Here is an 11,975-nt window from a genome sequence, read left to right on the forward strand (position 1 = left end):
TCATTCATCATATCATATTCTCCCCCCTAGTAAAAAAATGAATACATATTAGGGGTATTTGTTTTGCAATATAATTGCCATAAAATCTCCGACATTTAATGAATTAGAACTCTGAAAAACAGTTGACTAATCGTAAGAAAAGGTATCGAGACCATTCATGCCCTATATAAACAAAGACGAAGTCTTCAAAGAGACTCCGCCTTTTCAACGTACAATGAACTTCAACAATTACTAGCTACTTCCTAAACATTGTTCCTCATTTACCAACCTGTTTATACTTTTTTCAAACTTTGCAACAGAACCGGTGGCGTGCATCATCTAGTTAGCCAGCATTTGCGGAGATAGGGCGGTGCCTAATCGGGCAAAATGCTGTTCTTGCCGATAGAAGGATAGCTGTCCAGTTTGACTTCACATCTAGCGGCGATAGGTGATGGTTTCTAACGTGGGTTTGGCGGCGGCAGACGAAGTGTGTTCCTCCGTTTGGTCAAATAAATTCATTTACCTACGACACAACAAGCAGACCAATCCCAAGATTAGAAAGAAAAAATCTGTGATATACTAATGAGCAGTAATACGAAATGAACTAACGGGCGGGGATACACATGAAATTGGAGCGATTGATCTCCATAATCTACAAGCTGCTGAATCACGAAGTTTTGTCTGCCTCCATGCTGGCTGAAGAGTTTCAAGTTTCCCAAAGAACCATCTATCGGGATATCGATGTGATCTGTGCTGCGGGTTTCCCGGTCGTATCGTATCAGGGATCTAATGGCGGATATGGCATGATGGACGGATACAAAATGGATAAAAGCCTGCTCGGTTCTTACGATGTCAATTCCCTGATTACTGTTCTCAGAAGCCTCTCCACTGTGTTTGAAGACAAGCTTGCGCAGGGGACCATCGAAAGACTGCAGACGATTGGACCGGAGCATCACGTCACGAGTCTGTCCGTGGACTTGGAAACCCACCGCACGGAGCCCGACGCGCTTCGCCATTTACGCACATCCATTATCCAGCAAAATATCGTCCGCTTTGATTATATCAATGCAAGGAATGAACGCACGACCCGTGATATGGAACCGCTGAGGCTTCATTTTAAATATCGTAATTGGTACATTTATGGGTTTTGTCGAACTCGGCGAGATTATCGGGAGTTCCGACTGTCTCGGTTGATGAATTTGTTCGTGACACAGGAAACTTTTCAACCGCATCACGAGGTGCCGGAAGAGGTTGCTTTGTCAAACAAGGGATGGCAAGATCAGTTGGAGGATGTAGTGATCCGGGTGGGGAAGGAGGCTTTGGCGGAAGCGATGGATCAGTTTCACCAGGTTGATAAGCAATTTCATGCCGATGGAAGTATGACGATGCGAATTCCTGTTTATAAGCCATTGAGAGCACGATGGCTCTGGTCCATTCTGCTAAGTTTTGGAAGTGGTGCCGAAGTCCTGGAGCCCCTAGCACTGCGTGGAATCATCAAAGAACAACTTCAAAATACGCTCAAACTTTATGAAGATATATGACAGACTGTTGTCATATATCTTTTTTTATTATAACTATAGGAACAAAATCAAATCCATGATAAGTCAAAAGGAGACGATACGAATTATGAATCATCCAATAGCAATGTATAACTACCACATATGGGCTAACCAAACGATTCTTGGGAGAATCAAGGAACTCCCGTCCTCTGTGCTGAGTCAAGAAGTGAACAGCTCGTTTCCCACCATCGCCCATGCCCTTAGTCATATCTATGCGGTTGATAAGATGTGGTATCTGGTTTTAACAGGCAATGGAATGCAAGAGGCGCTGCAAGCATGCATACCATTGAATGAGAGTATCCTGTCTTCTGTAGATGAATACGCTCATAACTTTGCCGAGTTAGCGGAACAATACAGAGAATGGTTCCGAAGCCAGACCGATTTGGAGCAAACCATTCTGCTTGAAAATCCATTTGCCAGCATCCGCCAAACACGGTTGTCGGAAATTGTACTGCATGTGGTCAATCACGGGACCTATCACAGGGGCAATGTTTCTACAATGTTGCGTCAGTTGGGCCACGCATCTACCATGAACGACTATTCACTTTTTTGGTATCAGGAATCTGTGGAATCAATTTAATCTCTGACGTCGAGAGAGTATGTCGATGATATCCAGTGCAGTTTTCTGTACAACGGACAGGAGAACTTCGATATGATGAAATGACAGCATCAGTATCTAAATCCACAGCAAGAACGTATAAAAATCGTTTTTGTACCTTGGTTAAAGCACCGGAGGTTGCTTTGAATTTAATCAATTTAGTCTAAAAAGGTCGATATTTCTGAGAACAGAGAAATCGACCTTTTTACTGCTTGTAAAATGAATATATGCATCCTTATACCCTCTTGCTCATAACTTCAATATTGACTAGAGTCAAAGGTTATATAATGAATATAATTACTTTCCATACTTAGAAAGGAGATGGTTTTATCTATGGAAATTGAAAATCTAATTCCAGTAAAATCGAGAGAAGATTTAAGGGTTTGGCTACAAGGAAATTGTAAAACTGAAAAATTTTGTTGGGTAGTAGTTAGTATGAAGCCAACCCCAGATACGTTGCTATATTTGGACGCGGTCGAAGAATCTTTGTGCTTTGGATGGATTGATGGAGTCAAAAAGAAAATATCTGAAACCCAACTGGCGCAGAGACTGTCTCCTAGAAGCAAAAAAAGTTCATGGACTGAATTGAATAAAGAACGTGTCCGCCGCCTCGAAAAGTTGGGATTAATGAAAGACGAGGGAAGAAGGGTACTTCCTGATATGGATTACGATTCTTTTAAAATAGATAGGGTTATAGAGGAAAGGCTAAAAGAGGACGGGCAAGTATATGAGAATTTTTTGGCATTTCCAGCTCTTTATAAAAGAGTTCGGATTGACACGATACAAAGCAATAAAAATCAGCCAGAATTATTTAAGAGTAGATTAGACAAATTTATAACGAACACTAAAGAAAATAAAATGTACGGTCAATGGAATGATAATGGACACCTACTAGATTATTAAGATGCGCTAGATCGAATAGAGATAAATTGTTTGTTAAGTTGGTGCTATAAGTGAGCGTCAATAACCCACCCCTATCGGCTGAACCCATATCTATGAAACATTGAATTCTCAAGTTTATAAGGGTGAGCTTGATTATTTTATTTTTAATGTATTTTAGAGGTGTTTTTTAGGCATACGGCAACAAATTCTTCTTTTTTGAGCCACTCGGCAATTTTCATAGTTTTTAAGGCATTTTACTATACCGAATACGAAAAAACTATAAAAATGGGATTATAAAGTACATTTATCTTCAGTGGCTCCAAAAGTAAAGAATCGTTGCCGTATGCCATCTTTTCCTTAACGTAAAGAGAATAGGTTGATTTGTGTCTAAAATGTGTCTAAACGTACAATTTTCTTTTTTTGATATGGTGACCCCATGCCCATAAACTTAAGAATTTTCACTCCCCCTAAGTACAAAAAAACGTATTTCTTTCTAATGTCGTTTTTAAATAAAGTCACGGTGTTTATAAAAAAGTTGTGATATTTTATCTCCTTTAATTAAGAAATTCTAAGTAGGTCTTAATCAAACATCTTTTAAAAATGGAATGTCTATTCCAAAAAAAAACGAATCCTTTTTCAAAATAGATGCGTTTTTTTATCGTACAATATAAGTTTACAAAGTATTTTTGATCGAACTTTTTTATAAAGCTTCACAAATACTCCATACAAAAATTTTAGCTACATGGTTCTTCCAGTTTTTTTAGCTTATTCTCCACTCTTATAAACATACTGATTATTAGTAATAGCATAGCTCCCATAATTAAAAGTATTGCAGTGGAAGGGTTATTTAAAAACAGGCTGATAATACTTCCTAGTATAATAATTATAACTCCATTTTGTGTCATGATTTCAGAGCTATACCTATTTCCAGCTTCCCAAAGTTTCATGTTTTTCATAGACCTAGTTGTTCGATAGCCAAATATTACATTAATATCTGTTGGTGGTCTTTTTTTCAATAGTAATGAAGTTGATATAAAGATAATTCCAATTACCAGACTTACTCCTATATTCACAAGACTGTATATCATTTTAACCATCTCCATAAAATGTTATTATAAACTAATTATACTATTTTAATGGTGTTTTGTGGCGGCACTCTGACATTTATAAAATCACTATTTGTGGCTTTAAAATAAAGTTACGACGTGTAAAAAGAGATGCGATGCTTGTTACTTTGCTTCTTTCAATTAAAGAATTCTAAGGGATTTTTAATCAAACTTTTTTATAAAAGGGGAAAGTTCATCCCAAAAGAGAGGAATCCATTTTGATTAATCTTTTTTCTTAGTCCTATGCCCATAAACTTAAGAGATTTTAATACTCTTAAGTACAAAAAAACGTTATTCTTTCTAAACAAGCTAGATTAGAAAGGATGACGTTTTCTTATGAATCTCTCGATTCAAGATGAGCTACAACCATTTGCGAAAGAATTACAGCGATATGTTACACCTGTATTTTTAGAAGAACTTGCAAGAGAAATCGGATTTATAAAGCGAAAACGTAAGTTTTCCGGCTCGGATTTAGCTAATATTTGTATTTGGGTCAGTCAACGGATGGCAAGTGATCCCTTAGTCCGATTATGTAGTAGGCTTCATGCAGCTACTGGTACTTTACTCAGCCCTGAGGGCTTAAATAAACGTTTAAATGAGAAAGCAGTTTTGTTTTTAAAACATATTTTTTCTTTACTATTACAACAAAAGGTATGTGAACAAACGCAAATTTCTAACCGTCTCTTTTCTTATTTCCAACGAATCCGTATCCTAGATGCCACCGTATTTCAAGTGCCAAATACTTTAGAGAATGTATATCCAGGCTCTGGAGGATGTGCCCAAGCAGCTGGAATCAAAATTCAATTAGAATATTAGACTCGTTTATAATTTAAGCTAATGTTAAAAAAATATTATATTCTAATGTTATAATTAGGTGTATAAAAAACATTAAAGGAATGGATATATATCATACAGACTATCAATATTAGACACTTAACTGATATCTGTTTAACATATCAACAGTCTAGATTTTATGTTAAGAGAATACCTAATGATTTCTTATCTATTGCAAAGAAGCGGTTCGCTATACCAGCAGAAGATCATATTTTCGCTTTTTTAAGTTGTAGTCTTTTTAATACTGGAAAAGCTGGTGTTTATTTCACAAGTTCAGGATTATATTGGAAAAATTGTTTTTTAGCTAAAGGGAATATACAGTGGAAACAATTATCTCAAGTACAAAAAATTGAGTGTACCAATGGGACATCTCTTTCTTTTGACTCGCAAGAGATGTTTAGTATTGGTGGAAGTGACTATCCAATAACATTATTTAAAGAATTAATTGAAACCATTAGAGATTCATTCCATCATTCAAAAAGTTATGATATCCAGCCTATAATACAGGTTAATCATATACAAGAAACATGTATCCTTTTTGAAGTATATGGTGAATTGTTAGAAGAAGATAATGGTTTATATGCAAATAATCATATTCCTATAAAAAAACATAAAAGTATTCTAAGTATGTTCTTCCGAATGACGAAGAAATTATTGCTTTCTTAGATACCTCTCTCCTGGGTAGTTTGGGTAGGAGTGCAACTGGTATTCTGGTATGTAAATCAGGAATATATTTTAGAGAAAACTTTGTAAGCTTATACTTTCCTTGGTATATTTTTCGCAATACTCCTATTACCTTAATCTCATATGAATTAGAAATTGGAAAAGGGAATAGATTTCACATTAGAGATTGCGGTATGCCCAGTAAAGAAATTTTATTATTCCTAAAAAAATTACAACAAAAAAATTAACATGGTATACGACGAGGGTACGAATCAATTGAATGCATAGTTGCTATTTCTAAGATACAAATATATAAAAGAAAAAAGATACTTTCACATAGAGAGTATCTTTTTTAGTCTACAACCATTTTTCAACAGTATAATACTGTATTCTATAGTCTAAAACATTTTTTAATGAAACAGTATTAGACTTTCTTAAGTTGATGGGCATGTATGGTGACCCCTATTAAGAATTCTATAATAAATGTTTGATTTCTAGCACAGCTTGGTAACCAAAATAAATACCAAAACCAATTAAAATAATACCTGCTGAAATGGAAAACCATTTCATAACAACACGATTTACAAAGCGTCTACCTAAATGAATGGATGTAGCCATAAATAAATCCCACAACATAATACCTGCAAAAATAGCTGTACTATACCATAGAGCCTGTTCTTTCCCAATCGTATTTATTGCATTAGTGAGAACTGAACCATAAATCCCTATCCAAAATACAATGTTTAGTGGATTTGAAATAGCAATGGCGAATCCGGATAGAAAGGATTTGAAGGGATGTTCCTTTTCGCCTGTTAAAGAATGCTGTACTTGTTTAGGAGCATCTTTAATACTTTCATATCCTAAGTAAAGCATTGTAACAAAACCAAAAATCCAAATACAAAGTTGGGCAATTGGAGTCGTTAGATATGTCGAAACACCAAAATAAATTAGTAACATCATAATTATATCTGCTGACATTGCGCCTACTCCTACCAACCAGGCACTCCAAAAACCATTCTTTATTCCTTTATTTATTTGAGCTACATTAATTGGACCTACAGGAGCAGAAAGAGAAACTCCTAACAATATATAGCTAAATATCATGCTAATCATATTTCTTTGCACCTGTAATAGGACATCTTACTACACTTTCATCATTCGTCTCGGGTAACATATATTGTCTCCATTCGTATGAATCTTTTGTACCATAATCACCTATATCGGGGTGAATTGAAATGTCATCATATGCTAACAATCGTTTTCTAATGACTTTACGAACTTGTTTCCCTTGTTTTGTATCGCCTGTAATATCATCCAGGGTTCCTCGAGGTTGTAAAGTAATTTCGAGACCAGTGTCTGTGTATCTACTCTTTCTCTCATCATAAATAGGAGCTCTACAGACCACAAATATGGGTTCACCCGCAAAACAAAATTCCCACTTAGCATGATAAGGGTCTGTTGGTATCTCTGGATTCCATGGTTCAGGGTCATGTTTTATTAAAAATTGTAGTACATTCCAGAATTGTTTTTTATACTCTTCAGCCATCAATTGTTTATCTGAAGGCTTGAAAAATATTACGAGTGTAGTTCGTTTTGCAATTTGTTGATATGTTTTTATATATTCATAAATCCCATCTCTAAGTTTCATTAACTCTCTTTCATCATAGGCCGAATCGGCAAATAAATATCTGGACCATCCATGTTTCTCAGAATCTACTGCAAAATAACAAGGGAATGGCTTAGAATTATCCATAATGCTAGTATGAAAATTATTGAAAGATTGTATTTTCCAATCTTCTAAGAAGTCTATACTTTGTTCTTTAAGAATTCTTTTTTGATTATACAAATAAGATTTGGTAGATTGTATTACCATTCTAGCTCCTCCTTAGTATGCCTATAAATTTATTATTTTTTCTCATAAAATAAAATACTATTTTTCACTATATCTAAAATTTTATCGATATCTTTTGTGTGTATTTCAATTGTTAACTCAGGTACGCCTGGAGATAGTAGAAACTTATTATAGTTATAAATTTTTCGATCTATAACTAGGGTAATTTCCTCTTGATATCCGAATGGTGCTACACACCCAGGAACACAAGAAGTTTTTTCAATTAACTCTTCTTCTGAACAAATAGAAATTCTCTTGCCTGTTAGCTCTTTCATAAGTTTTGAATCTAATTTTTCTTCCTCAATGGTAACAAGTACATAATTGTTTCCAGATTTGTCTTTTAAAAATAAGCTTTTACTTGGGACTCCTTCCAAGTTGAATCTTTCTCTAATCTTTCTATCTGTATCATAATTTAAAATTGGTTCATGTTCATATTGCGAATAAGGTATATCGGCTTCTTCTAAAAGTTGTATTACTTGATTATACATATTCATTCTCCTTTTGCATTTTGTTTACTGAATAATACGCTTTTTATATCTATATAACTAATATTTTCTTAATAGTTCCAAATGAACAATTGGAGATACTTAGATTAATGGTAATAATAAGTATTTACCCCTTAATATTCTATATTAGGAATATATCACAACTTTTTTGCTATTTTTAAAAATTTTAAACTTTTCTTATGTAATAAAGTATTGATAAATATTTTTCTGATTTCTTTTCGGGTTTTGAGGGTTCTGGTGCAAATATGATTACGTAGATAATCCAACATGAATGTTACATTTTTATGTGAATGAGTTGTTCGGGAATTAGTATAAAAATCCGTATTTTTATACTTTGTAAAGATTGAATGTTCGTAATTAATCTCATATTTTTGTGTGTATTTTGACAGCATTCGAGGTTTGCATCAGAACCAACGCAACAGCTTTGTCATTAAATCGTTGATTGAGTCCTTCTGGACTCATCAATACACCTGTTCCTTCTTCTAAAGCCCCACATAAACGGTTCAAAGAATGACTCGCAACCTGTTGCCCTAAGCCAATACATAAAGCAGATAAATCTTGTGCTTTATATTTACTTGTACGTTGAACAAATCCTGTCTTCTTTGCGATTTGTTTTAAGGCTTGTGGAGAAAAAATGGATTGTAACTCTTGAGAGAGTAATTGAAATTCTTTCGAAATGGAAAGTTTGGTCATTTGATTGATTCTCCTATTCTATCTACTTATTATCTATATATAGAATGGATAAATAGAAAAAGTCATAAAAAAACGTTATCCTTTCTGTATATTTCCACAGGAAGGATAACGTTCTTTTACAATATTAAACAGCCTAAACTTTTAAATTAAGAGTTCCGTTTTGACACGAACATATGGCTAACTTGGTAAACGATAGGATATAAAAACACCAAAAAGATTAATGGTTTATTATGCATATGGTTAAAATTCCATGTACCTTCTGATAAAAATAAAGTACCTAAAGTTATTACATACATCACAAAACAACAAATCGATAAGCTTTTCTGTCTGATATGTAAAAACATTTCATCAATAAAATGCTCACTCTCTTTTTTACCTTTCAAAATTCTCTTCATAAATAATGATTGCAAAATAACTGTTGCTACAAATAACGAAGTTATAGAAAGCTGTTGCTTTTCATACCATTCAAAAGCAAGTAAACCCATAATCACAATGTATAAACAAGTAAATAAGACATTAATTCCATTTTTCATTTGTTCCTTCTCCTTATCTAGCTTTTATAAATAAATAATTGATCAACTGTTACACCAAGAGAGTTAGCTAAATTAAAAGCAAGTTCCAATGTAGGATCATATTTGTTATTCTCAATCGCATTAATCGTTTGTCTCGAAACATGACATAATTTAGCTAAATCTTCTTGGGAAAGCTTTTTCTCCTTACGTAAAATACGAATTATGTTCTCCATTTTTATGAACATCACCTCTAATTTTGTCAAAAACTTTTTACATTATTAGTTTATATAATTCTACTATAAATGTCAAAAACTTTTTACAGTTATATACACTACTAATAGTTTTAAAAGCTTTCTTACAATAAAAAACGATAGTCCTCCTACATCTTAGATAGAAAGAATACCGTTTTTTCATTTTGGGGGCTTTTTCTTTGTTAGCTTGATGGCAATGTTTCCGTACCCCATGCCCATCAAGCTAAAATTTTGAAGTATCCCATGCCCATCAACTTAAGATTATGTAGGTTTAATTTTAAATAATGTTTATTTATCTAAATCATTTTAGATAAATGCAAAATTACATATTTGTTATACAAATTGAGTAAATTCAACATTCTAAAGTAATTTGCAAATTAATTCGCACTAAATTAATAATATTAATATGAATTATTTTCCATTTAATACAAAATTATACCTTTACATTAGAGGGGACTGAAAATATAATTTTCCTACAAATTAAATTTTCTGTTAATTTAATTTGTAGAAAATTAGAATAGAGGAGAAAGAACATGAAAAAAAACCGAAGTTTAACAGTATTATTATCAGCTAGTATTGTTGCTACATCAATTAGTTTACCGACATCTGGCTATGCAGCTACACCAAATAATGTGCTATCTACAGAAAAGTATAATGAAACTATTAAATCCACAGAATTTATCTCTGGAGAACTCACTACACCATCTTCAAAAAATACCGAGGATGTGGTGCTTCGTTATATTGATGGAAATAAGGACAAATATAAAATAGGTTCAAAGAGTGCTAAAGAATCATTTACTGTAAAGAAACAAGAACAGGATCAACTTGGATCAAAAGTTGTTCGTTTACAACAAACTTATAATGGTGTTCCAGTATGGGGCTCTACACAAGTTGCACACGTGAATGATAAAGGGGTATTAACCGTTTTCTCAGGAACTGTCATACCTGATTTGGATCAAAAATTACAGCAGCCAAACAAAAAAGTATCTTCTGAAGAAGCTGTTTCTATTGCAGAAAAAGAATTAGGATTGACACCAAACTATACTGTGAAACCGACATCGGAACTCGTTGTATATACGAAAGATGACACAGTAACATATGCCTATCATGTCCATTTAGGATATTTATCACCTCAACCAGAGAGTCATGATTATTTTGTTGAAGCAGCAACCGGAAAGGTTCTAGACCATATCGAGGTTTTACATGCAGTACAAAGTCCCAAAAGCCTTACTGGAACAGCAACAACGGGTACAGGAAAAGATTCATTTGGTAATACAAAAAATCTGAATCTCTTAAAATCTAATAATGCTTATTATTTAGTAGATACTACACGTGGACAGGGGATTTACACGTATGATGCACAAAATCAAGGGAATGATGATGACACTTCTTTTCTTCCAGGTGTCCTTTTAAGTAATACTACTAACAGTTTTACAAGTAAAAATGCACAGGCGGCTGTTGACGCACACGCTTATGCAGGGGTAGTTTATGATTATTATAAAAAAGTTCAGGGAAGAAATTCTTATGACGGGAACGGCTCCAAAATTATTTCATCTGTTCATTTCGGACAACAGTACGGGAATGCATTCTGGAGTCCAGAATTAAAGCAAATGGTATATGGAGATGGAGATGGTTCAACACGACCATTTACAGCTGCTATTGATGCTATTGGCCATGAACTAACACATGCAGTAACAGAAACATCATCAAATTTAGTATACCAAGATGAATCTGGTGCGCTTAATGAATCGATGTCAGATATTTTTGGTACATTAATTGAATACTATAAAGGTACAAATCCTGATTATTTAATTGGTGAAGATTTATTTTTCCAATCAGGACAAGCACTTCGATCTATGAGTGATCCAACACAATATGGTGATCCAGACCATTATTCAAAACGCTACACAGGATCTAATCAAAGCAAATTAGTACATACAAATAGTGGTATTATTAATAAAGCGGCGTACCTAATTGCAGAGGGTGGTACTCATTATGGAGTAACAGTGAGTGGTATTGGTAAAGAGAAGATGGGTAAAGTCTTCTACCGTGCAAATACTCAATATCTAACAGAATCAGCAACGTTTTCTCAAGCAAGACAAGCTACTTTACAATCGGCCGCAGATTTATATGGAGCACAATCACCTGAAGTTACATCGGTAAAGAAAGCTTTTGATGCTATTGGCGTTAACTAATGTTTATTCAATGTCTCTATTTCAACAAGATTTTTCAATAATTTATTAATTCAAATGATACTCTCCCATCTCAAGGCTGCGTTTGGGTGGGGAAGTATTCATATACTCCATCGAATGAGGTAAACGGCGCGTTCGATGAATCTAGCTGATCTTCCATCATTCCTATAAGGGGTCACCATACATGCCCATCAACTGGTTCTGGTGCAAATACTTAGGAAAGATATAAAGAGGCGAAAAGTTTCCTAGTGGAATCTAGTCTTAAGCAGCAATTCCAAATAGTTGATGGATGAACTTCACTTGATTTTG

The 11,975-nt window shown here is 34.1% G+C and carries 10 protein-coding genes and 4 pseudogenes; 7 read left to right on the top strand and 7 right to left on the bottom strand.

Annotated features, from left to right (window positions below; translation table 11 throughout):
- Positions 1–138 precede the first annotated feature (138 nt).
- From C564_RS37915 to C564_RS0129700, 4 genes and pseudogenes are all read left to right on the top strand, one after another.
- A pseudogene (locus C564_RS37915) lies at positions 139–246 on the top strand (IS6 family transposase); the annotation flags it as partial.
- A gap of 356 nt (positions 247–602) precedes the next feature.
- On the top strand, positions 603–1,520 hold the full coding sequence (locus tag C564_RS0129690) for a helix-turn-helix transcriptional regulator (protein ID WP_018767959.1): 918 nt from the start codon (positions 603–605) through the stop codon (positions 1,518–1,520).
- An 85-nt stretch (positions 1,521–1,605) separates the two neighbouring features.
- Positions 1,606–2,118, top strand: coding sequence for a DinB family protein (locus C564_RS0129695; protein ID WP_018767960.1), 513 nt, complete (start codon positions 1,606–1,608; stop codon positions 2,116–2,118).
- A 351-nt stretch (positions 2,119–2,469) separates the two neighbouring features.
- Positions 2,470–3,039: a YdeI/OmpD-associated family protein gene (locus C564_RS0129700; RefSeq protein WP_018767961.1), complete on the top strand. Its 570-nt coding sequence runs from the start codon at positions 2,470–2,472 to the stop codon at positions 3,037–3,039.
- A gap of 713 nt (positions 3,040–3,752) precedes the next feature.
- On the opposite strand, the gene C564_RS0129705 is transcribed toward C564_RS0129700, so the two are convergent.
- Positions 3,753–4,106, bottom strand: coding sequence for an SdpI family protein (locus tag C564_RS0129705; RefSeq protein WP_018767962.1), 354 nt, complete (start codon positions 4,104–4,106; stop codon positions 3,753–3,755).
- A gap of 354 nt (positions 4,107–4,460) precedes the next feature.
- Here C564_RS0129705 and C564_RS0129710 point away from each other — a divergent pair.
- Both C564_RS0129710 and C564_RS33960 read left to right on the top strand, forming a co-directional pair.
- Positions 4,461–4,937, top strand: a pseudogene (locus C564_RS0129710) (IS4 family transposase); the annotation flags it as partial.
- A gap of 96 nt (positions 4,938–5,033) precedes the next feature.
- Positions 5,034–5,909: pseudogene (locus C564_RS33960) on the top strand (hypothetical protein).
- 186 nt (positions 5,910–6,095) lie between these two features.
- Here the strand turns inward: C564_RS33960 and C564_RS0129720 are convergent.
- The 6 genes and pseudogenes from C564_RS0129720 to C564_RS0129745 form a co-directional block, all read right to left on the bottom strand.
- A complete protein-coding gene (locus C564_RS0129720) occupies positions 6,096–6,734 on the bottom strand; it encodes a LysE family translocator (RefSeq protein ID WP_018767964.1) in 639 nt (212 codons plus the stop codon).
- A complete protein-coding gene (locus C564_RS0129725) occupies positions 6,727–7,494 on the bottom strand; it encodes a YqcI/YcgG family protein (protein WP_018767965.1) in 768 nt (255 codons plus the stop codon). Before C564_RS0129725 ends, C564_RS0129720 begins: the two co-directional genes overlap by 8 nt.
- A gap of 32 nt (positions 7,495–7,526) precedes the next feature.
- The gene (locus C564_RS0129730; RefSeq protein WP_018767966.1) at positions 7,527–8,000 is read right to left on the bottom strand and encodes a YbaK/EbsC family protein; all 474 of its coding nucleotides are present in this window, start codon (positions 7,998–8,000) and stop codon (positions 7,527–7,529) included.
- Between the two features lie 435 nt (positions 8,001–8,435).
- A pseudogene (locus C564_RS32985) lies at positions 8,436–8,711 on the bottom strand (IS4 family transposase); the annotation flags it as partial.
- 146 nt (positions 8,712–8,857) lie between these two features.
- Positions 8,858–9,244, bottom strand: a complete 387-nt coding sequence (locus C564_RS0129740; RefSeq protein ID WP_018767968.1) for a hypothetical protein — start codon at positions 9,242–9,244, stop codon at positions 8,858–8,860.
- A 17-nt stretch (positions 9,245–9,261) separates the two neighbouring features.
- Positions 9,262–9,456 carry a helix-turn-helix transcriptional regulator gene (locus tag C564_RS0129745; protein WP_018767969.1) on the bottom strand — a complete coding sequence of 65 codons (195 nt, stop codon included), beginning with the start codon at positions 9,454–9,456 and terminating at the stop codon, positions 9,262–9,264.
- Positions 9,457–10,007: 551 nt separating this feature from the next.
- Here C564_RS0129745 and C564_RS0129750 point away from each other — a divergent pair.
- A complete protein-coding gene (locus tag C564_RS0129750) occupies positions 10,008–11,669 on the top strand; it encodes a M4 family metallopeptidase (protein ID WP_018767970.1) in 1,662 nt (553 codons plus the stop codon).
- The last annotated feature ends 306 nt before the right edge of the window (positions 11,670–11,975 follow it).

The sequence above is a fragment of the Bacillus sp. 105MF genome (assembly GCF_000374885.1).
Taxonomy (GTDB): Bacteria; Bacillota; Bacilli; order Bacillales; family Bacillaceae_G; genus Bacillus_A; species Bacillus_A pseudomycoides.